The organism is Rhizobium sp. B21/90, from assembly GCF_019355815.1.
Taxonomy (GTDB): Bacteria; Pseudomonadota; Alphaproteobacteria; order Rhizobiales; family Rhizobiaceae; genus Rhizobium; species Rhizobium rhododendri.
Map to the genome: position 1 here is coordinate 484,214 of NZ_CP072162.1, position 20,447 is coordinate 504,660.

Sequence of the window (20,447 nt, forward strand, 5' to 3'; positions counted from 1 at the left end):
ACGGGCAATGGCAATCGAGGGGCGTTTGGCAGGCATCGGCGCTGAGGAGACGCTGCTGGGCGAGGGATGGACCCTGGTGCTGACCACTCCCGGCGAATGGGAGACGCCTGCCGACGTGTCGCTGGGCGCAGCCTTCATCCCGGCCACGGTGCCCGGCACCGTCGCAGAAGCGCTGGAGAAGGCGGGCCTGTTCGACCGAGAGCATCCGGAACCGCTGAACGATCGCGACGCCTGGTATTTCTGCCGGCTGGTCGATGCAGTGCCTGGCGATGCCGTGCTGCGCCTTGCCGGTCTTGCGACACTCTGCGAGGTCTTCCTCAACGGCGTCATGCTTCTTTCCAGCGAGAGCATGTTCGAAAGCCATGACCTGCCGGTCACCTTGCTCGGCGGCGACGAGCTGGGCCTATGTTTCCGGGCGCTGGCCCCAAGGCTTGAAGAGCCCGGTCCGCGCGCCCGCTGGCGGCCGCAGATGATCGCGCCGCAGGGGCTGCGCATGGTCCGCACGACGCTGCTCGGCCATATGCCGGGCTGGTGCCCCGAGATCCATGCCGTTGGCCCGTGGCGGCCGATATCGCTGCTGCGGCCGAGAGCGGTCGTTGTCCGCGATCTCGTCCTTCGGCCGGAACTCAGCGAGAGCGGCGAGGGGCGGCTGCATGTTTCCCTTCTGCTTGAGGGCAAGGCCAGCGCCATCGTGCTTTCCTGCGCCGGCGCCGAGCAGAGCCTTGAAAGCGATGGCGCTGGCCATTGGGCGGCGACGCTGACGATCCCCGCCGTGCGTCCGTGGTGGCCGAATAGCCATGGGACGCAGGAACTCCACGACGTCGCGCTCGTCATCGACGGGACCGTCCACCCCCTCGGTCGCACCGGATTTCGCCGCATCGAAGTCGATCGCGGTGCCGATGGCCGGGATTTCGCGCTCGTCGTCAATGGCGAGCGCATTTTCTGCCGGGGTGCGGTCTGGACCAGCGCCGATATCGTTCGGCTGCCCGGCGACCGTGCCGCCTATGAGCCGTGGCTGCGGCTGTCGGCAGAGGCCGGCATGAATATGGTGCGGATCGGCGGCACGATGGCCTATGAGACGCCGGAGTTCTTCGGACTTTGCGACGAGCTCGGGATTCTTGTCTGGCAGGACATGATGTTCGCCAATTTCGACTATCCGAAAACCGACAAGACATTTCACGCGCATGTCGAGAGGGAGGCCGCCGGATTTCTCGATGCCATCAGCTTGTCGCCGTCGCTGGCCGTCATCTGCGGCGGTAGTGAAATGTACCAGCAGGCGGCGATGATGGGACTGCCCGAGCGGTTCTGGCTAAACCCGGTGACGGAAGAGATCCTGCCTGCAGTCGCCGAGGCAAGGCGCCCGGACGTGCCCTATGTCGCCAACTCCCCCGTCGGTGGCGCCATGCCGTTCTCGCCCGATACAGGCGTTACCCATTACTATGGCGTCGGCGCCTATCTCAGGCCGCTCGACGATGCCCGTCGCGCCAATGTCCGTTTTGCAGCCGAAAGCCTCGCCTTCGCCCATGTGCCGCAGCAACGCACGCTCGATGCGCATCTGCCGGCTCCCGCCGTCCACAGCCCGCAATGGAAGGCCCGCGTGCCGCGTGACCGCAGTGCGTCCTGGGATTTCGAGGATGTCCGCGATCACTATCTGCGGGAACTCTACGGTTTCGATCCGGCCCAATTGCGCCGCGAGGACCCCAATGTCTATCTCGACCTTTCGCGCGCCACCACCGGCGAGGTGGTGGAGGCGACCTATGGCGAGTGGCGGCGCACGGGCTCGAGCTGCAATGGCGCGCTGGTCTGGACGCTGCAGGACCTCCTGCCCGGCCCCGGCTGGGGGGTGATCGATTCGACAGGCGAGCCAAAGCCGGTCTGGTATGCGATGCGCCGTGCGTTCCGGCCGGTGCAGGTGCTGATGACCGACGAGGGCACCAACGGGCTTGCCGTGCATGTCATCAACGAGACTGCTGCGCCGCTCGCGCTGGAACTCGAGGTTTCCGCCCTGCGCGACGGCCGCCAGGTTGTCGTCAGTGGCCGGCGCGAGTTGACGCTCGATGCCCGTTCCAGCCAGGAGATCGCCTGCACCGATCTGTTCGGTGCCTTCTTCGACACCACCTATGCCTTCCGTTTCGGACCGCCGTCGCACGATGTCACCGTCGCCCGCCTGCGGTCTCTGGTATCGGACCCGAAGATACCAGGGGCGATCCGGGCCGAGGCCTTTCATTTCCCGCTCGGCAGGACGAGGGCCTTTCACGCGCCCGGTATCGTTGCGGCGGTTGTCTTCGAGGATGGCGCGTGGTTCGTCGATCTCGACTGCGAGCGGTTCGCCCAGTCCGTCCATATCGAGGCGGAGGGTTTCAGGGCCGAGGACGACTGGTTTCACCTCGCGCCGGGGGCGCCACGTCGCGTCAAGCTCATCCCGAGGGATGCCGGCGTGGTGGATAGACCGCCGGCCGTGCAGATCGGCACGATCAGCAGCCGGCATATCGTCTCGATCTGACGGAAAGAGCGGCGCCGGCGTGGCTATCGTGCGTCAGGCGAGTTCGCCGTAAACGCATATCGGAACACGTTCAGGGTCTGGCAGCACTTTGTCATACAACGCACCATAGCGCTCGGCGACCTTGTCCCAGGCGTAGCTGCGGGAGATGCCGAGCAGTTCTTCGCGAATGCCTGTTCCCTGCGCCACAAGGCGCGCAAAGGCGGCTTCGAGGGCCTTTGCCGACCGTTGCGCCCCGGAAAAATCGGTTAGCATCAGGACCGGATGGGCTGTGGCGAGCGCCCGGAAGGTGTCGTTGCTGTTCAGCACGGGCAGCAGGCCGGCGCTCATGGCCTCGATGACGGCAAGCCTCGAGCCGGCGCTATCCGAGGCCGATGCAAAAAGCGAGGCTCGGGCCATCGTGTTTCGGATGGTACAATGGTCGTCCGAGGCTTGCAGCGAGACATGCCGCGACAGGCCCCGCGACCGGATGTCAGCCTCGAGCGTCTGGCCATCAACACCGGAGGGCGTGCCGATGATGTCGAGATGCCAGTCTGGATGGCGCGGGGCGAGTACCTGCATCACATCGAGCAGCCGGTCGAGCCGGGCTTCCGACGACAGCCCGCCGATGGTGACGATCCGGCGACGGGCATCGAGAGCGGCGCAGTTGGCGAACTTCGCGACGTCGGCGCCGCTGCCGATCGACGCCGCGCGGTTGCCAACGATGGTGTCGAAAAGCCGGTGGTCCGGCTCGCTGCTGCAGGCGATGCGACTATAGGCCTTGCAGGAGCGGCGCGTCACGAGGCTGAACCACAGCTTCTTCATCTCTTCGTGCCGGCTTGCGTGCCGGACGTTGCCGCTGATGGTCGCGACAAGCGGTCGCCGATGTAGAAACCTGCCCCAGGCAAGAGCATCGAAGCAGAAGTCGACCCCGTGGACATGGACCAGGTCGGCATCGGCGATATGCCTGAAGACCTCGAGCGCCGCCGGATAGACGCTGTTGCCGGCACCGGCAATCCGCACGATCTCGAGACCGTCTATCGTGTCCCGCGCCGGCCGATTGCCGGCGATTTCGGAAGCCGGGTTCTCGCAGGTGACGACGCGGATGCGGTAGCGGCGCGATAGCTGGCGGCAGAGCGTGGCGACGGCGTCCGTGCCCTCGCTGGCAGGCAGGAACTCGCGCACCACATGGGCGATCAGGGGTCGTCGTTCGTCCGGAATGTTGAAATCGCGGCCATGAGCCTGCGCCAATGTCATCGGTCCACCCTCGCGCCGAAGTTCGATCTTCGGCATGACACGCGTTGTGTCTGTCTGGGGTCAGCAAATCACCGCGCCAGTTAAGGAAACGCTAAATTGCCTCCGTCACCGGCGGATACGGCGGGAAAGGGTTAATGCGACCCTGAGGCAAGGCATGCTTGGTATGGCCGGATTGTGGGCGGCGCGTCGTCAGAAGGCCCGGAAGGTCAGCGTCGTCAGCGAGCGGACGATGCCCGGGATATTGGCGATGGTGTCGTTGATGAATTTGCCGATGTCCTGGTCCTCGCCGACATAGACCTTCATCAGGAGGTCGTAATCGCCGCTGGTCGAATAGAGCTCGGAAACGAGCTCCGTCTGGTAGATGGCATCGGCGACCTCGTAGGTCTTGCCGGGGGCGCATTGCAGCTGAACGAAAATGGGCTTCATGGCTCTATCCTGGTACATTTGAGACAAACGATGTGCCTGCCTGCATATCCGCGTAACCCGCCGCAATCAAGCAAGCCCGCATCCTTCAGCCTTTCGCGGGCGCAAGGATGAGGGACGCTGGATCCGACTGAGACCGGCCCATCCTGATTGCCACAGTGAGAGGAGTACCCCCCATCAGAACAGCGAGCGCAGTGCTGTAAATCCTCGTCCTACGAAGTCGCCGAAGAAGTATGGGCCGAGGCCCCATACGGCGGTCCAGAGTGCGGCGCCGATGATGTTGGCAATGAGGAAGCGGGCCCATGGCATGCCCATGGAACCGGCGATCAGGCCGTTGAGCTGCCGCAGGAGAATGAAGAAACGCGCGGTGACGACGATGATCGGACCGCGAACCCGGAATATCTCCTCGAACTTGTGCAGCCTTTCCGGTGTCAGGCGCACCATCCAGCCATGCTTTTCCAGTAGCGGCCTGCCGCCGTAATGGCCGATCAGGTAGCCGGTGAAATCGCCGGCGACGGCCGCGACCCAGACGACAAAAAAGACGCTGACGATGTTCAACTCGCCTCGGGATGCGAGCAGCGAAGCGCTGACGAGGGCGCTCTCGCCGGGAAGCGGTGCACCGAGCGATTCGAAGTAGATGATCAGGAAGAGTGTCAGCAGGCCGTATTCGTGAAGGAAAGGCTGGATCGACGACCAGGCATCATGCAGGAAGCTCAAGGGCGGCCCTCGGGGTCACGGGTTCGATGCCAGATGCCTATCCCACTCCCGGCCGGCAGGCCAGACGGGAGCGGGAAATTTTGCGCGAAGGCGAGATCAGAACGTCGCGGTGACTGGATCTGGACCGATGCGGCCGCCGGGGGTGTCGAGCGTGTCGATCTGCTTCAGGTCATCGGCATCTAGCTTGAAGTCGAATACCTTGAAGTTTTCGGCGATGCGGCTCGGGGTGACCGACTTCGGAATGACGATCAGGCCAGCGTCGATGTGCCAGCGGATGATCACTTGCGCCGGCGTGCGACCGTACTTGCCGGCGATCTTTCCGATCACGGCGTTATCGAGCAGCTTGCCCTGGCCGAGCGGGCTCCAGGACTGGGTCTTGATGCCGAGTGCCTCATGGGTCTCGCGCAGCGCCCGCTGCTGGAAATCCGGATGCAGTTCGATCTGGTTGAGAACAGGCGTGACGCCGGTCTCGCCAATGATGCGGTTCAGGTGTTCGGCAGCGAAGTTGGAGACGCCGATCGATTTTGCCCGGCCTTCACTGTGCAGCTGGACGAATGCCTTCCAGGTGTCGAGATACCGGTCCTTGGATGGTGCGGGCCAATGGATGAGGTAGAGGTCGACATAGTCTGTGCCGAGACGCTTCAGGCTTTCGTCGAATGCCTTCAGCGTGCTGTCGAAGCCCTGTGCGTCATTCCAGAGCTTGGTGGTGAGGAAGATATCCTTGCGGTCAACACCGGAGGAGCGGATGCCCTCGCCGACGCCCTCTTCGTTGCCATAGATGGCGGCGGTGTCGATATGACGGTAGCCGGCCTCGATCGCGGCGCGCACGGCCGGTGCGGCTGTCTCGTTCGGCGTCTGCCAGACGCCGAGCCCGACCTGGGGAATGGAACGGCCGTCGTTAAACGTGATGATGGTTTTATCGGTCACACTGTCTCTCCGGAAATGATGTTCAATCGGAATGCGGGGCGGCGCGAACCGACTGCGGTCCGGCGCCTAGCCCCGCCGGCTCAAAGGCCGACGCCTTTCATATAGGTCGCGTCCGGCGTTTATCACCCCTCCCGAAGAGCGGTGGCTAAAGCACGCGGACGACGCTGCCCTTGCCGACATGGGAGAGCAAGCGGCGCATGTGGGGCAGGCTGACGGCAATACAGCCGGCTGTCGGCTCGAAACCCGGGCGGATCAGGTGAAAGAAGATCGCCGAGCCGCGATTGCGCTGCCGCACTGAAATATTCCAGTCGAGCACGAGGCAGATGTCATACACCCCGTCATCGCGCATCATCTCCTCGTGACCGGCGCGAAAGGGTGCTTTCACCAGCGTGTTGTAGCTGGCGTGGCCTGGATCGTCGCACCACAGCATGCCGGGCCGGATACGGCGCATGGCAAGCATCGTCGCCGGCATCATGACGCGGTCGCCGCGCGCGAAGCCAGAGAGAAGTCGCATCGACGCGATCGGCGTGGCGCCATCACCCTCGCGCTTGCGCACGGTCCTGCCGTTTCGTCCGATTGCGGCCGGCACGACGACCCCGTCGAAGGCGACAAGCGCGCGGCTGCGGTTTCCCGGCGCAGGGCGAACGGTGATGATCGTGCTGCGTGTGGCTGGCTGCTGCCTTGCTTTGCCCATCTTTCTCAAGTGTTCTCTCTCGCCCGGTCGCTCTCTTGATGAAACTCTAGCAGTTTCAAGGGGACGACCAAGCGGCAAGCGTGCCTTCGCTTGCCAAAAACGCAATTTGGCGTAAGCCTTTAATCGGATCGAACCACACAAGGACGAGAGCCGTATGACCGCACGCACCATTCTACTGGTGGACGATGACACCGATCTGCGCGAGATGCTGGTCGAACAATTGTCGCTTTACGAGGAATTCACTGTCCTGCAGGAAGCCAATGCCGGCAAGGGCATAGCTACAGCCCGCGCCACAGCCGTCGACCTGCTGATCATGGATGTCGGCCTGCCGGATATGGATGGCCGCGAGGCCGTCAAGCTGCTGCGCAAGGGCGGCTTCAAGCCACCGATCATCATGCTGACCGGCCACGACACGGACTCGGACACGATCCTGGGTCTAGAAGCCGGCGCCAACGATTACGTTACCAAGCCGTTCCGCTTCGCCGTGCTTCTCGCCCGTGTCCGTGCGCAGCTGCGCCAGCACGAGCAGAGCGAAGATGCGACTTTCACCGTTGGCCGCTATCTGTTCAAGCCGAGCCAGAAGCTGCTGACCACGGAAGACGGGCAGAAGATCCGCCTGACCGAGAAGGAAGCGGCAATCATCCGCTATCTCTACCGCGCCGAACAGAAGGTCGTCACCCGCGATATCCTGCTCGAAGAAGTCTGGGGCTACAATTCCGGCGTCACCACCCACACGCTGGAAACCCACGTCTACCGCCTGCGCCAGAAGATCGAGCGTGATCCATCGAATGCCGAAATTCTGGTAACGGAAAACGGCGGCTACAAGATCATCCCGTAAGGCGTTTCCGATGGCCCTCAGTGACGATATCCAGCTGTTTTCGCAACTGCCGCTGTTCCAGGGTATGGGCGAGGATCAACTGCGGCTGATCGCCTTCGGGGCCGATCGGCGGCACATCGCTGCCGGCCAGACCCTGTTTCGCGAGCGGTCGCCGGCCGAATGCGCCTATGTGGTGGCCAGCGGCCGTTTCGAACTGACGACGCAGGATGGAAAAGGCGCATCGCGGGTCGAAGCTCTCGTAGAGGCGGGCACGCTGTTGTCCGAGCTGGCGCTGGTAACGCTGGTCGAGCGCAAATACACGGCCATCGCGCTTGAGGATTCGACCGTCGTTCGCATCACCCGGGCGCTGTTTCACCGGCTGATCGAGGAATATCCCGAGGCAGCGCAGCTTATCGAACGCCGGGTGCGCGACAATTTCAATATCATGGTCAATCAGGCGGTCGCGATGCTCGACCGCTTTTCATAAGGCCGGCTCAGAGATCGAAATGCGCCGTCACCGGCACGTGATCGGATGGCCTGTCCCAGCCGCGCGCCTCTTTGAGGATGTCGATGCGCTGTAGCAGGGGCCCGAGATCGGCCGATCCCCAGATATGGTCGAGGCGGCGACCGCGATTGGCCTCCTCCCAGTCCTTGGCGCGGTAGCTCCACCAGGTGTAGAGCTTTTCGCTGGCCGGCACCGTCTGGCGCATGAGATCAACCCAGGCTCCACCCCTGATCACCTCCAGCAGGCCTTCCGTCTCGACGGGCGTATGGCTGACGATCTTCAGCAGCTGCTTGTGCGACCAGACATCGTTCTCGAGCGGCGCGATGTTGAGATCGCCGACGAGGATGGCAGAGGTGTCGGGCTCGGCATTGGCATGCAGCTGCTTCATCTCCTCGATGAAATCGAGCTTGTGACCGAATTTCGGGTTGATCGTCCGGTCCGGCTCGTCGCCGCCGGCCGGCACGTAGAAATTATGCAGCCGCACCCGACGGCCGCCACGCTCGAAAATCGCCGAGATATGCCGGGCATCGCCGACGCCGCAGAAATCTTGGCGATGATCCTCGACGAGCGGGATGCGCGAGGCGATGGCAACGCCGTGATAGCCCTTCTGGCCGTGGATGATGATGTGCTCGTAGCCCATGGCGCGCAGCGGCGCCAACGGGAAGAGATCGTTGATGACCTTGGTTTCCTGAAGGCAAAGAATGTCCGGCTGCTGCTGCATCACCAGCTTTTCGATGATCGGCATGCGCAGCCGCACCGAATTGATATTCCACGTGGTGATCGAAAAGCTCATGCCATGCCTCTTGAATGGATGGCCATGGCTTAGACCGAGCAGCAATGAAAGGAAACTGCCAGAACGGCGAAAAACAAAGGGCGGCCGCTCGCCGCGACCGCCCCGACAGAGAAGATGAAAAGGTTCAGTGGCGGGCGCTGGTGTCGCTCGGAATCTTGAACACGCTTTCGTCGAAGGCAACGTTGGTCTTGACGTTGCTGATAACGACCGACGTGTCCTTGCCCTGGTTGTCTGTCACCGTCCACTGGCGCAGATCGTAGGTCTTGGAATCGAACATCATGGTGATGGTCGAATCGCCGAAGATCGTCCGGCTGCCGAGCACGATGGTGGTAAGCGTCGGTTCAACCTTGACGCTGCGCACCATGTCGGCCGAAAGGTCGATCTTGCTGGCGAGCAGCAGCGTCAACGGCGTCTTTGACAGCGGATAGGTGTTCCAGGTCTTCAGCTGCGAATTGCCGACCACGACATTGTAACCGTCGGAGATTACCCGCATCGGCGATGGATCGTCGTAGTTGAAGCGCATCTTGCCCGGCCGCTCGATAAAGAACCGGCCGCCGGTCTGGTCGCCACGCGGACCGAACTGCACGAACGAGCCCTGCATGGTCTTGGTTGCGGAGAAGTGGTCGGCAATGGCCTGGGCCAGCGCCGGCGGCGGCGCATTGGAGGTTGCCTGGGCGAAGGCGTTGAACGGCAAGGCGGCAGCCACGAGTCCGACAGCGCAGGCGCCGATGAAATGGCGGCGCGTCAGCTGCAACGGGCTGCGTGCGACGGCGCCGACTTCAGTCTTTTTCATTAAAATCTCCTTTGCCGATCTCTATGGCGCTGAAAACCGGCGGCTTCATGACCTTTTCGGCGACATACATAGGGCGCACGGTCAATTTGCCGAGAGCCTTAGTAGCCCCAGCCGGACAACCCGACGATACTTGCTAGCGGTCGAGGATATCGGCTTCCGTCGGCACCAGGATCTCGCGCTTTCCGGCATGGTTGGCCGGGCCGATGATGCCTTCCTGCTCCATCCGCTCGATCAGCGAGGCGGCGCGGTTATAGCCGATGCCGAGACGGCGCTGGACATAGGATGTCGAGGCCTTGCCGTCGCGCAGTACCACAGCCACGGCCTGGTCGTAGGGATCGTCCGAATCCGACAGGTTACCGGTGCCGACTGGACCGTCGCCATCCTCGTCGTCCTCATCGCTGTCTGCGGTGATGGCGTCGAGATATTGCGGCGAGCCCTGCGTCTTCAGATAGGCGACGATGTCCTCGACCTCGCCATCGGCAACGAAGGGGCCGTGAACGCGCTGTATGCGACCGCCGCCGGCCATGTAGAGCATGTCGCCCATGCCGAGCAGCTGTTCGGCACCCTGTTCGCCGAGGATGGTGCGGCTGTCGATCTTCGAAGTCACCTGGAAGGAAATGCGCGTCGGGAAGTTTGCCTTGATCGTGCCGGTGATGACATCGACGGAGGGACGCTGCGTTGCCATGATGACGTGGATACCTGCGGCACGCGCCATCTGCGCCAGGCGCTGCACGGCGCCTTCGATATCTTTGCCGGCGACCATCATCAGGTCGGCCATCTCGTCGATGATGACGACGATGTAGGGAAGCGGCTTCAGGTCGAACTCTTCCGTTTCGTACATAGCCTCGCCGGTCGCCCGGTCGAAGCCCGTCTGCACGGTGCGCGAAATCGCCTCGCCCTTGGCAGCAGCCTGCTCGACGCGGGTATTGAAGCCGTCGATATTGCGCACGCCGATCTTCGACATCTTCTTGTAGCGCTCTTCCATCTCGCGGACGGTCCACTTGAGCGCCACGACGGCCTTTTTTGGATCGGTGACGACGGGCGACAACAGATGCGGGATGCCGTCATAGACGGAGAGTTCGAGCATTTTCGGATCGATCATGATCAGGCGGCACTGCTCCGGCGTCATCCGGTAGAGCAGCGACAGGATCATCGTGTTGATCGCCACCGACTTGCCCGAGCCGGTGGTACCGGCGACCAGCAGATGCGGCATCTTGGCGAGGTCTGCAATGACGGGTTCGCCACCGATGGTCTTGCCGAGCGCCATGGCAAGCTTCGCCTTGGAGGTCTCGAAATCCCGGGAGGCGATCATCTCGCGCAGATAGACGGTTTCGCGGATATTGTTCGGCAATTCGATGCCGATGGCATTGCGGCCAGGGACGACGGCAACACGGGCGGCAATGGCGCTCATCGAGCGGGCGATATCGTCGGCAAGGCCGATGACGCGCGAGGACTTGATGCCGGGCGCCGGCTCCAGCTCGTAGAGCGTGACGACGGGACCCGGGCGGACATGGATGATTTCGCCCTTGACGCCGAAATCTTCCAGCACGCCTTCGAGCATGCGGGCGTTCTGTTCCAGCGCATCGGCCGACAGCGTCGAATCGCGCACCACGGCTTTCGGTTCGGCTAACAGGTGCACGGCTGGCAGCTGGAAGCCCTGGGGACGGATGAACGAGGTCTGCGCCTCGCGCTCGGCGCGAATGCCGGGTTTCGGGCGCGGTGCCGGCGGAATGACGCGGTGGCCGGCGTTGGAAGGCGAAGCTCGGGAGCCGATAGGGCGGATGACGTCGTCATCATCGGGCAGAATGCCGGCAGGACGACGCGGATCGACGTCGAACGGTACATCATTGTCGTCGTCGTCATAGTCTGCGTCGCCGACGGAAATCGGGGGTGCCGAGATGACGCGGCGCGACGGACTGCCATCCATGGACGGCTCGAGCCGCTCGCTGCGGCTTGCGGCTGTCTTGGCGCGGGCAGGCTCGTTCAGGCGACCGAATTCGTCGTCGTTGAAATCGTAAGGCGCGTCGAAGGCGTGGTCGCGCCGCTGGCGGGGACCCATGCCGAACAGCCGGCGCAGGCGCGCCTTGGCGTTGTACCACATGTGGATAACGACGCCGAAGGCCAGAAACCGCGGCTCGTCGTCCTCTACATCGTCGCCGACGGCGCGCATGCGGCTGGGGATATCGTCTTCCTCGTCCTCTTCGAAGTCGAAATCGTCGATGCTGTTACCGATAAGGCCTGCGGCAAACAGCATGCACCAGATGGCGGGTACGGCAAAGACGGTGCCGACGATGGCGCCAAACACGCCGCTTGGATAGGCGCCGACGAACAAGGCCGGAAAGCGCAGGATCATGTCTCCGATAACACCGCCGATGCCGTTCGGGATCGGCCAGGTGAGCGGCTCCGGCAGGCAGCCGACGGCAGCGGCGGCAAGCGCCGCACCGCCGACCCAGGCTGCCAGGCGGGCAGGCAGGCGGTGAAGCTTGCGACCGGAGACGAGGGCAAGGGCCCAGGCGACGACCGGGAGCATGACGATGACGCTGGAAAGCCCCAGCGCCTGCATGACGACATCGGCGAAGATGGCGCCGTAGGCACCGAGGATATTGGTGGGCGCATTGCTGGTGGCGTAGGAATAGCTCGGGTCCATCACGTTCCAGGTCGCCAGCGCGGCAACCGCCAGCGCCAGAACGAAGAACAGGATGAAACCGGCGAGCCCGGTAATCTGCCGGATCACGAATGTCGAGAGCGTGAAGCGGACGGGACGACCGTCCAATGCTGGCGAATTGCTTCTGCCCATAATGCTTAAGCCCGTCTGTTGGCGATGATCGGACGAATCGACGCAATGCCGATCATTCAATACGTCAGCCCCACCTAACCAGACGAGGGTTAAAGCGGCGTTAACCATGCTTGACGCGCTGGCTTATTCCACGAAAAAGGCCCGAACCTGAGGCTCGGGCCAAAGACGGCCGATCTTTCGACCGGACGCGACGGGAGGATCAGCCCTGCCGGAGACGTAGCTTCGGCAGGACGGGCTCTCGGATTACGAAGCGTGGTAGGCGGCTTCGCCGTGCGAGGCGAGGTCGAGGCCTTCGCGCTCGGCTTCGACCGTGACGCGCAGGCCAACGATGACATCGACAACCTTGTAGAGGATGAGCGAGCCAACGCCGCACCAGACGATGGTGGTCAGGACAGCGGTCGCCTGGACCATAAGCTGGCTGCTCATGGTGACGCCTTCGGCATAGCCGACGCCGCCGAGCGATGCACTGGCGAAGATGCCTGTTGCCAGCGCGCCGAAGATACCACCGATGCAGTGGACGCCGAACACGTCAGCCGTGTCATCGTAACCGAACTTGTTCTTCACCACGGAGACGAAGAAGTAGCACAGTGGCGAGACGATGAGGCCGAGTACGATGGCTCCCATGGGGCCGACGATGCCGGCAGCCGGTGTAACGGCAACCAGACCGGCAACCATGCCGGACGCGCCGCCGAGCATCGAAGCCTTGCCGCGTGTCAGTGTTTCGACCAGCGACCAGGAAACGATGGCGGCGGCAGTGGCGATGAAGGTGTTGACGGTGGCAAGCATTGCGCCGCCGGAAGCTTCAAGGTTGGAGCCGGCGTTGAAACCGAACCAGCCGACCCAGAGCATGGAAGCGCCGACCATGGTCAATGTCATGGAGTGTGGAGCCATCATGTCTTTGCCGTAGCCTGTGCGCTTGCCGATGAGGAGGGCGCCGCAGATACCGGCAACACCGGCATTGATGTGCACGACGGTACCGCCGGCGAAATCGAGGGCGCCCATCTTGAACAGGAAGCCGTTCGAATCCCAGACCATGTGGGCGATCGGGAAGTAGACGAAGGTAACCCACAATGCGCAGAACAGCACCGAGGCCGAGAACTTGATGCGCTCGGCATAGGCACCGATGATCAGCGCTGGCGTGATGGCGGCGAAGGTCATCTGGAAGAGCATGAAGATGAATTCAGGAATGACGACGCCCTTGGAGAAGGTTGCCGCCGTGGTCGTGGTGTTGACGCCCGACAGGAACATCTTGGCCGTGCCGCCCCAGTAAGGGCTGGTGCCGCCGCCGAAGGCGAAGGAGTAACCGTAGATAACCCAGATCAGCATTACAGTGGCGCCGATGACGGTGCACTGCATCAGCACGGAAAGCATGTTCTTCGAGCGGACAAGCCCGCCGTAGAAAAGTGCGAGGCCGGGAACGAGCATGAACAGGACGAGGATCGTCGAGATGAACATGAAGGCGGTATCGCCCTTGTCAGGCACCGGGGCAGCGGCAACGGCGGTTGCAGCAGCATCGGTCGCCGTCTGCGCGAACGCAATCACCGGCGTGAGCAGAGCGGCAGAAGCGACGCCCAGCCCTGTCAGCGTGGAAGACAACTTGGAAAGAGACATTGCGGAAAACTCCCTGATCGGCCGTGACTTACAGCGCTTCTGAATCGGTTTCGCCGGTACGGATACGCACGGCATGGTCAATCGAATAAACAAAGATCTTGCCGTCGCCGATCTGGCCGGTCTTGGCAGATGCGGCAATGGCTTCGACTGCCTTGTCGACGATCTCGGTGGAGACCGCGACTTCGATCTTCAGTTTCGGAAGGAAGCTGACCGCATATTCCGTGCCGCGATAGATTTCGGTGTGCCCCTTCTGACGCCCGTAGCCCTTCACTTCCGTCACGGTCAGGCCCTGAATGCCGACCGCCGTGAGAGCCTCACGGACCTCATCGAGCTTGAACGGCTTGATAATGGCCATCACAATTTTCATCTGGTTCCCATCCTTTGTTACCCTCGGCACAGGCCGACCCTTCTCGACGCCGACCATCGAATGGGCAGCGACTGGTCTTCTACATTCAAAGGCCGTGCCAGATTCAAATCAGCCATTAAGCCGTTGAAAATCAATGGGATAAAAACACATCCCCAAAAATGAGGCAATTTCGACGCCTGAAAGCGAGCAAATATAAGGCAAATTTACGATTTTGCACGTTAATTAGGCATTTGCCTTTTTCCGAATCAAGCCTTCCTGGGCGACGGAGGCAATCAGCACGCCTGACCGGTTAAAAAGGCTTCCCCGGGCCAATCCCCGGGCTCCGGAGGCGCTCGGACTGTCCTGCGTATAAAGAAGCCAATCGTCCAGCGCGCACGGACGGTGGAACCACATGGCGTGATCGAGGCTCGCTACCTGGAGGCTGGGATCGAAGATCGATGTGCCGTGTGCAAACAGCGCGCCGTCGAGAAGCGTCATGTCCGACAGGTAGGCCAGCACGGCCGCCTGGTAATGGCGATCGTCCGGCACCGGGCCGGTCGCGCGCACCCAGACGTCCTGCTGCGGATCGAGCTTGGTGCTGGAAAAATAATGCGTCAGCGACACCGGCCGGATCTCGATCGGCCTCGGTTGTTCCCAGTACCTGCGGATCGAGGCCGGCGCCTGGGCGAGATATTTCTCCTTGATCTCCTGTTCCCCGAGGAGTTCTTCGGGCGCCGGTCGCGCGGGCATGGCAATCTGGTGGTCGTAGCCGGGCTCATCGATCTGGAACGAGGCCGACATCGAGAAGATCGCTTGGCCGTGCTGGATGGCAAGCACGCGCCGGGTGGCAAAGCTGCCGCCGTCACGCAGCCGTTCGACCTGGTAAAGGATCGGCACGGAGGGGTCGCCGGGTCGCATGAAGTAGCCGTGCAGGGAGTGGATGTGACGGTGGGCATCCACCGTGCGCTGCGCCGCCATGACGGCCTGGCCGACCACCTGGCCGCCGAACACCCGCTGCCAGCCCACATCAGGAGAGACGCCACGGAAAAGATTGACCTCGATGGCTTCCAGATCCAGCGTCGAGAGCAATTGTTCCATGGCGGCGGAATGGGGGTGGCGCGACATAATGGATGCTCTCCGGCAGTAGGAACGGACGTCAGGCTGATCTATATAGACGGGCAGTGGATCACGGGAAGCAGGAGAGCGCAATGTTGGACATGCTGGTGGTAGGTGGCGGCTACGTGGGCCTTTCCGCAGCGGTGGCTGTCAAGCAGGCGGCCCCGCATCTCGATGTGATGGTGATTGAGGCTGCGCCCGAGGACAGCTGGAAGAAGGACCAGCGCGCCTCGGCGATCATCACCGCAGCCTCGCGCATGCTCTCCGTCTTCGGCGTCTGGGACGACATCCTTCCCGAGGCCGAACCGATCACCAAGATGATCGTCACCGATTCGCGCACCGCCGATCCCGTTCGCCCCGTCTTCCTGACCTTCGAGGGTGCAGTTGTCGAAGGCGAACCCTTTGCCCACATGGTGCCGAACGTCGCCATGGTCGGCGCGCTCAGGGGAGCCTGCGAAAGGCTCGGCATCACCATCCGCGAAGGCCTCTCCGCGACCGACTTCAAGACCGCCGACAGCAGCGTGTCGCTGACACTCTCCGACGGCAGCATGTTGGAGGCCAAGCTGCTGGTTGCCTGCGATGGGGTAAAATCGAAGCTGCGCGAGATGGCCGGCATCAAGACCGTCAGCTGGAATTACGGCCAGTCCGGCATCGTCACTACCATCGAGCATGAGCGTCCGCACAATGGCTGCGCCGAGGAGCACTTCCTGCCCTCCGGCCCGTTTGCCATCCTGCCACTCAAAAACAATCGCTCTTCGCTGGTCTGGACGGAGCGCACTGCCGATGCCGACCGGCTGGTCGCTGCCGACGACCTGATCTTCGAGGAGGAACTGGAACGTCGTTTCGGCCGCAAGCTCGGCGCGCTGAAGGTGGTCGGCGGCAAACGCGCCTTTCCGCTTGGCCTGACGCTCGCCCGCGCTTTCGTGGCACCACGTCTCGCTCTCGCCGGCGATGCCGCGCACGGTATCCACCCGATCTCGGGCCAGGGTCTCAATCTGGGCTTCAAGGATGTGGCGGCGCTGGCGGAAACCATCGTCGAGGCAGACCGCCTCGGTATCGATATCGGCTCGATCCACACGCTGGAGCGCTACCAGACCTGGCGTCGCTTCGACACCTTCCGGATGGGCGTCACCACCGATGTGCTGAACAGGCTGTTTTCAAACGACGTTGCGCCGCTGCGTATCGCTCGCGATTTTGGCCTCGGCCTGGTCGACAGGTTGCCGGCGCTGAAATCCTATTTCATCGGCCAGGCTGCCGGCACGAGCGCGGCTAACAATCCCCGGCTGCTTGCAGGTGAGACGATATGAGGACCGATCAGTCCTCGATGCGGCGGGCTTCCGAGGTCAGCATGATCGGGATGCCGTCGCGGATGGGATAGGCGAGCCTCGCCTTTTCGGAGACGAGTTCATTACGCTCGCGATCATAGCTCAGCCGCGATTTCGTCAGCGGGCAGACGAGTAGGTCCAGAAGCTTGGTATCGACCTTGCTGACGGTATCGACCATGTCAGCGCCTATTGCAGGATGGTGTCGGAATCGCCGAAACCGCGCGCCAGCACGATCTCGGTAATGGCGACGAACGTCTCGGCCCTTGTCTTCAGGTCGGGGGCTTCGAGCAACGCCTGTTTTTCGGCAGGTTCGAACGGCGCCATCATCGACAGCGAATTGACCAGCGTCATGTTGCCGGCCCGCTCCACGCTATCCCAGTCCGCCTCGAGCTTGTTGGCTTCCAGAAAGGCCTTGAAGGCGGACAGAAGACCGGCACGATCGACGCTGCTTTCCTCGTCTTCCGCCTTCAGATCCGCGAAGAATGGAGCGATCCGGAATATCCGATAGGGGTGATGACCGGAAATCTCGTCCATGACCCGGAAACGGCAAATCCCCGTCAGCGATACCATGTAGCGCCCATCGCCGGTCTCGGCAAAGGACGTGATGCGTCCGAGACAGCCGACATGCGCAAGCTGGCCGCTATCCGCAGCATCGCCCAGCGCCGGCTGGATCATGCCGATCAGCCTGTTGCCCGATATGGCAGCGTCGAACATCGCGAGATAGCGCGGTTCGAAGACATTCAGCGGCAGCTGGCCGCCCGGAAGAAGCAGCGCCCCGGTCAGCGGAAAGATCGCGACCGATTCGGGCAGATCGCTCGGCTTCAGATATCTGGCGTTGCCCACCTGCATCAAAGGTTTCCCGTTCTGGTTACAGCGTCCACTGTGCATCCTATGCGCAGCAGATGTCTCGTCAAGATGTGGGAACCGCCACTGAAAACGCAAGTGACGGACCAGATTTTATGAGGGTCTGCCAACCCTACGACAACAGGGCGAGCCCTACGAGAACAGGCCAAACCAAACCCTAGGAGAACAGGATTGACGACAGCCGGCGCCTTGCTGCGATGGTGGCAGGATCTTTCGGACCCCAGACATCGAAGAATGCCAGCAGCTCGCGGCGAGCGCCGTCATCCTCGAAGGTCCGGTCGCGACGCATGATGGTCAGCAGGTGTTCGGCAGCCGCATTCCGGTCGCCCTCGACATTGCGGATCTTGGCAAGCTTGAGGCGCGCCGCGTGATCGTCCGGCTGCAGTGCCAGCTGCTGTTCGAGCGCTGCGGGGTCACCGAGTTTGGCAGCCTCCTCGATCTGGTCGAGCCTTTTCACCACCGCCTGGATGCCCGCATCCTTCGACAACGTCTCCGGCAGATCGGTGAGCGCCTGGCGGGCCCGCTCGCTCTGGCCAGCGGCGATCATGCATTCAGCCATGCCGGCGAGCGCCTTGGGGTTCTCCGGGTCGGCCTGCAGGACGGCGCCGAAGAGCTCAGCAGCACCATGGATGTCCGACGAGGCGAGCAAGGCTGCTGCCTCCTCGAGAATAGCGGCGATTTCGGCAGCCTCGGCATCGGGACCGACAGGCCCGGCAATCTTGTCGATGAATTCGCGCACCTGGCTTTCTGGCACGGCGCCCATGAAGCCATCGGCAGGCCTGCCGTCGACGAAAGCGATGACGGCCGGGATCGACTGGATGCCGAGCTGGCCTGCGACCGACGGATGATCGTCGATGTTCATCTTCACCAGCTTGACGCGTCCGCCAGCCTCGTTGACGACCTTTTCGATCACCGGCGTCAGCTGCTTGCACGGACCGCACCAGGGCGCCCAGAAGTCGACCAGCACCGGCTGCTTGCGGGATTCCTCGATCACGTCACGCGTGAACGTCGCTGTCGTCGTATCCTTGATGTGGGAGCCGCCTGCAGCAGGGGCGCCCATGGCGACGGAGCCTGACATCTGGCCGCCCAGCGAGGCCGTGTTATAGGGATTGTCTGTGCCGCTCATGATGTCTCCCGTCTGTCCGTGTGTCCGGACCGAAATTACAGCGTTTATAATCGTATCTCAGGACGCAACTTTCAAGACGAGCGGCGTGTGGCCGGTCGCCTCCATGAAGCGCACGAGATCCTGCGTGGCGATCGAGGTCGTTGCCTCGTTCGACAGCGGGTGGCAATTGATGATGTCGTCCGCCATCAGCGCCTCGTCGATCACGAAGGTGACGTGGTGGCCGATATCGTTGATCGCGCCGAATGCTGTCACGGCACCAGGGATGACGCCGAGATATTCCATCAGCTTCTCCGGCTTGCCGAACGACACCTTGCTGGCCGCACCGATGAGGGTGTGGACCGTTTTCAGGTCCACAGCAGCGTTTTCCTCGACAGTCAGAAGGAAGAAGTTGTCCTTCTTGTCCTTTACGAAAAGGTTCTTGGTATGGCCGCCGGGAATTTGGTCGCGCAGCGATACGGATTCGGCGACGGTAAACACGGCGGGATGCTCGAGCGTCTTGTGGGCGATGCCCATCGCGTCCAGAAAGGCGAACAGATCGGCGCGGGTTTTCGGGGTCGGCTCGGTCATCGGATCTCACTTGGCAACGTCTGCAGAATGGGTCGCTGCGGTGATACGTCCCTGCCCGCCTTTTGGCAATCTTTCGAGGCGAAAGTCCTGCTGCTGAACGGTTTTTCGCATACGCTCCGAACTGTGTGACAAATTTTTCTCGAAGCCGAAAAATTTCCTGTTGCATTTGAAAAACGGTTGGGCCATATAGCGCCCGTCGCCGCAAGGTGGCGCCACGGTCCACAGACTACCCCCGGACCAGTGGGATGAGCGGGTGTAGCTCAGGGGTAGAGCACAACCTTGCCAAGGTTGGGGTCGAGCGTTCGAATCGCTTCACCCGCTCCAATTTCCCTCTCGACATCTGTCGATGACGGGAACTCAACTGAGTAAAAACCCTCCAACACTAAAAATAAAATTCAGACACATGACTTCGCGTCTGTATGTGCGTTTTGACGCGTTAGGTTCAAGCGTAAATCCCGCACCTCGACCATCACCGACCTGAGCGATATAAGCAAATTGTTGCCATATCGCACGGAGAGGGCTCTGATGGACATGAAGCCGAGTGACATGATGGGCGGCCTTGCCAAGGGCCTGCGCGTCATCGAAGCGTTTACGGCCGAGACACCGCGCCTCAGCATTTCGGAGGCGGCCGCAATCGCTGGCCTCGATCGCGCCACCACACGGCGGTGCCTGCTGACGCTGGCCGATATCGGCTATTGTGCCTATGATGGAAAATACTTCACCGTCACCCCGAGGGTGCTGCGTCTCGGCACTGGCTGCCTGGCATCGATGCCGCTGCCGCGTATCGTCCAGCCCTTCCTCGACAGGCTGTCCGAGACGATCCGGCAAAGTACGTCCGTGGCGATCCTCGACGAACACGAAATCGTTTACGTGGCGCGCGCCGCCGAGCGCAAGGTGATGTCGATCACGCTGATGCCGGGATCGCGCCTGCCGGCCTACTGCACCTCGATGGGCCGCATTCTCCTCGCCACGCTGCCGCAAGATCAGGCGCGCGCGCTGCTATCCAGCGCGCCGCTGACCGCGAGGACCCCTTTTACGATGACAGATCCGGACGTCATCCTTGATGAGCTCGGACGCGTCAGGGCGCAGGGTTACGCCGCCGTCGACCAGGAGGTCGAGATCGGGCTGCGCTCGATCGCCGTGCCGCTGAAGAATGCCCGTGGCCAGGTCGTCGCAGCGCTCAACACCGGCCTTCCCATGTCGGACGAGCCCATGCCCTCGGTCGTGGCACAGTATCTCGACGCTCTCCAGCAGACGAGCCGGGAACTAGCCGGGATCCTCAGCTGATCC

At 62.4% G+C, this 20,447-nt stretch carries 20 protein-coding genes and 1 tRNA gene; 6 read left to right on the top strand and 15 right to left on the bottom strand.

What is annotated here, in order from left to right:
• Window positions 1-13 precede the first annotated feature (13 nt).
• Window positions 14-2,503 carry a glycoside hydrolase family 2 protein gene (locus J5278_RS02255; RefSeq protein ID WP_209185470.1) on the top strand — a complete coding sequence of 830 codons (2,490 nt, stop codon included), beginning with the start codon at window positions 14-16 and terminating at the stop codon, window positions 2,501-2,503.
• Window positions 2,504-2,536: 33 nt separating this feature from the next.
• On the opposite strand, the gene J5278_RS02260 is transcribed toward J5278_RS02255, so the two are convergent.
• The 5 genes from J5278_RS02260 to J5278_RS02280 form a co-directional block, all read right to left on the bottom strand.
• Window positions 2,537-3,736, bottom strand: coding sequence for a glycosyltransferase family 4 protein (locus tag J5278_RS02260; protein WP_209185469.1), 1,200 nt, complete (start codon window positions 3,734-3,736; stop codon window positions 2,537-2,539).
• A 189-nt stretch (window positions 3,737-3,925) separates the two neighbouring features.
• Window positions 3,926-4,162, bottom strand: a complete 237-nt coding sequence (locus J5278_RS02265; RefSeq protein ID WP_111219583.1) for an Lrp/AsnC ligand binding domain-containing protein — start codon at window positions 4,160-4,162, stop codon at window positions 3,926-3,928.
• A 174-nt stretch (window positions 4,163-4,336) separates the two neighbouring features.
• On the bottom strand, window positions 4,337-4,876 hold the full coding sequence (locus tag J5278_RS02270) for a DedA family protein (RefSeq protein ID WP_209185315.1): 540 nt from the start codon (window positions 4,874-4,876) through the stop codon (window positions 4,337-4,339).
• A 96-nt stretch (window positions 4,877-4,972) separates the two neighbouring features.
• Window positions 4,973-5,803, bottom strand: a complete 831-nt coding sequence (locus tag J5278_RS02275) for an aldo/keto reductase (protein ID WP_209185314.1) — start codon at window positions 5,801-5,803, stop codon at window positions 4,973-4,975.
• Window positions 5,804-5,948: 145 nt separating this feature from the next.
• A complete protein-coding gene (locus tag J5278_RS02280; RefSeq protein WP_209185468.1) occupies window positions 5,949-6,497 on the bottom strand; it encodes a L,D-transpeptidase in 549 nt (182 codons plus the stop codon).
• Window positions 6,498-6,651: 154 nt separating this feature from the next.
• On the opposite strand from J5278_RS02280, the gene J5278_RS02285 reads away from it, so the two are divergent.
• Both J5278_RS02285 and J5278_RS02290 read left to right on the top strand, forming a co-directional pair.
• A complete protein-coding gene (locus J5278_RS02285; protein WP_209185313.1) occupies window positions 6,652-7,335 on the top strand; it encodes a response regulator transcription factor in 684 nt (227 codons plus the stop codon).
• 10 nt (window positions 7,336-7,345) lie between these two features.
• Window positions 7,346-7,801, top strand: coding sequence for a cyclic nucleotide-binding domain-containing protein (locus tag J5278_RS02290; protein ID WP_111219592.1), 456 nt, complete (start codon window positions 7,346-7,348; stop codon window positions 7,799-7,801).
• A 7-nt stretch (window positions 7,802-7,808) separates the two neighbouring features.
• On the opposite strand, the gene J5278_RS02295 is transcribed toward J5278_RS02290, so the two are convergent.
• The 6 genes from J5278_RS02295 to tesB form a co-directional block, all read right to left on the bottom strand.
• Window positions 7,809-8,612, bottom strand: coding sequence for an exodeoxyribonuclease III (locus J5278_RS02295; RefSeq protein ID WP_142824635.1), 804 nt, complete (start codon window positions 8,610-8,612; stop codon window positions 7,809-7,811).
• A gap of 124 nt (window positions 8,613-8,736) precedes the next feature.
• Window positions 8,737-9,405, bottom strand: coding sequence for an outer membrane lipoprotein carrier protein LolA (locus tag J5278_RS02300; RefSeq protein WP_142824636.1), 669 nt, complete (start codon window positions 9,403-9,405; stop codon window positions 8,737-8,739).
• Between the two features lie 133 nt (window positions 9,406-9,538).
• Window positions 9,539-12,202, bottom strand: coding sequence for a DNA translocase FtsK (locus J5278_RS02305; protein ID WP_209185312.1), 2,664 nt, complete (start codon window positions 12,200-12,202; stop codon window positions 9,539-9,541).
• A gap of 243 nt (window positions 12,203-12,445) precedes the next feature.
• Entirely contained in the window at window positions 12,446-13,813 is a 1,368-nt protein-coding gene (locus tag J5278_RS02310; protein ID WP_209185311.1) for an ammonium transporter, read from the bottom strand.
• A 28-nt stretch (window positions 13,814-13,841) separates the two neighbouring features.
• On the bottom strand, window positions 13,842-14,180 hold the full coding sequence (locus tag J5278_RS02315; RefSeq protein WP_111220017.1) for a P-II family nitrogen regulator: 339 nt from the start codon (window positions 14,178-14,180) through the stop codon (window positions 13,842-13,844).
• Window positions 14,181-14,402: 222 nt separating this feature from the next.
• Window positions 14,403-15,284, bottom strand: a complete 882-nt coding sequence (gene tesB, locus J5278_RS02320) for an acyl-CoA thioesterase II (protein ID WP_209185310.1) — start codon at window positions 15,282-15,284, stop codon at window positions 14,403-14,405.
• Window positions 15,285-15,367: 83 nt separating this feature from the next.
• Between tesB and J5278_RS02325 the strand changes: the two genes are divergently transcribed.
• Window positions 15,368-16,582, top strand: coding sequence for a ubiquinone biosynthesis hydroxylase (locus J5278_RS02325; RefSeq protein ID WP_209185309.1), 1,215 nt, complete (start codon window positions 15,368-15,370; stop codon window positions 16,580-16,582).
• Window positions 16,583-16,589: 7 nt separating this feature from the next.
• Here the strand turns inward: J5278_RS02325 and J5278_RS02330 are convergent, their stop codons facing one another.
• The 4 genes from J5278_RS02330 to J5278_RS02345 all read right to left on the bottom strand — a co-directional run bounded on the left by J5278_RS02330 (window position 16,590) and on the right by J5278_RS02345 (window position 19,157).
• Entirely contained in the window at window positions 16,590-16,778 is a 189-nt protein-coding gene (locus tag J5278_RS02330) for a Trm112 family protein (protein WP_111219606.1), read from the bottom strand.
• 8 nt (window positions 16,779-16,786) lie between these two features.
• Window positions 16,787-17,449 (bottom strand): LON peptidase substrate-binding domain-containing protein, encoded by a 663-nt coding sequence (locus tag J5278_RS02335; protein ID WP_209185308.1) that lies wholly within the window; start codon window positions 17,447-17,449, stop codon window positions 16,787-16,789.
• Between the two features lie 172 nt (window positions 17,450-17,621).
• A complete protein-coding gene (trxA, locus tag J5278_RS02340; protein WP_209185307.1) occupies window positions 17,622-18,590 on the bottom strand; it encodes a thioredoxin in 969 nt (322 codons plus the stop codon).
• A 57-nt stretch (window positions 18,591-18,647) separates the two neighbouring features.
• Complete coding sequence (locus J5278_RS02345) at window positions 18,648-19,157, bottom strand: prolyl-tRNA synthetase associated domain-containing protein (protein WP_209185306.1); 510 nt, start codon at window positions 19,155-19,157, stop codon at window positions 18,648-18,650.
• Between the two features lie 249 nt (window positions 19,158-19,406).
• Here J5278_RS02345 and J5278_RS02350 point away from each other — a divergent pair.
• Together J5278_RS02350 and J5278_RS02355 are read left to right on the top strand one after the other, a co-directional pair.
• A tRNA-Gly gene (locus tag J5278_RS02350) sits at window positions 19,407-19,481 on the top strand.
• 201 nt (window positions 19,482-19,682) lie between these two features.
• Complete coding sequence (locus tag J5278_RS02355; protein WP_209185305.1) at window positions 19,683-20,444, top strand: IclR family transcriptional regulator C-terminal domain-containing protein; 762 nt, start codon at window positions 19,683-19,685, stop codon at window positions 20,442-20,444.
• Window positions 20,445-20,447: the final 3 nt, after the last annotated feature.

Bases quoted from the DNA above. Each gene is read 5' to 3' on its own strand.
- J5278_RS02335 (WP_209185308.1), bottom strand. From the start codon at position 17,449: ATGCAGGTGGGCAACGCCAGATATCTGAAGCCGAGCGATCTGCCCGAA.
- J5278_RS02315 (WP_111220017.1), bottom strand. From the start codon at position 14,180: ATGAAAATTGTGATGGCCATTATCAAGCCGTTCAAGCTCGATGAGGTC.
- trxA (WP_209185307.1), bottom strand. From the start codon at position 18,590: ATGAGCGGCACAGACAATCCCTATAACACGGCCTCGCTGGGCGGCCAG.
- J5278_RS02310 (WP_209185311.1), bottom strand. From the start codon at position 13,813: ATGTCTCTTTCCAAGTTGTCTTCCACGCTGACAGGGCTGGGCGTCGCT.
- J5278_RS02330 (WP_111219606.1), bottom strand. From the start codon at position 16,778: ATGGTCGATACCGTCAGCAAGGTCGATACCAAGCTTCTGGACCTACTC.
- J5278_RS02325 (WP_209185309.1), top strand. From the start codon at position 15,368: ATGTTGGACATGCTGGTGGTAGGTGGCGGCTACGTGGGCCTTTCCGCA.
- J5278_RS02305 (WP_209185312.1), bottom strand. From the start codon at position 12,202: ATGGGCAGAAGCAATTCGCCAGCATTGGACGGTCGTCCCGTCCGCTTC.
- J5278_RS02265 (WP_111219583.1), bottom strand. From the start codon at position 4,162: ATGAAGCCCATTTTCGTTCAGCTGCAATGCGCCCCCGGCAAGACCTAC.
- J5278_RS02260 (WP_209185469.1), bottom strand. From the start codon at position 3,736: ATGACATTGGCGCAGGCTCATGGCCGCGATTTCAACATTCCGGACGAA.
- J5278_RS02285 (WP_209185313.1), top strand. From the start codon at position 6,652: ATGACCGCACGCACCATTCTACTGGTGGACGATGACACCGATCTGCGC.
- J5278_RS02295 (WP_142824635.1), bottom strand. From the start codon at position 8,612: ATGAGCTTTTCGATCACCACGTGGAATATCAATTCGGTGCGGCTGCGC.
- J5278_RS02355 (WP_209185305.1), top strand. From the start codon at position 19,683: ATGGACATGAAGCCGAGTGACATGATGGGCGGCCTTGCCAAGGGCCTG.
- J5278_RS02345 (WP_209185306.1), bottom strand. From the start codon at position 19,157: ATGACCGAGCCGACCCCGAAAACCCGCGCCGATCTGTTCGCCTTTCTG.
- J5278_RS02290 (WP_111219592.1), top strand. From the start codon at position 7,346: ATGGCCCTCAGTGACGATATCCAGCTGTTTTCGCAACTGCCGCTGTTC.
- J5278_RS02280 (WP_209185468.1), bottom strand. From the start codon at position 6,497: ATGGGCAAAGCAAGGCAGCAGCCAGCCACACGCAGCACGATCATCACC.
- J5278_RS02300 (WP_142824636.1), bottom strand. From the start codon at position 9,405: ATGAAAAAGACTGAAGTCGGCGCCGTCGCACGCAGCCCGTTGCAGCTG.
- tesB (WP_209185310.1), bottom strand. From the start codon at position 15,284: ATGTCGCGCCACCCCCATTCCGCCGCCATGGAACAATTGCTCTCGACG.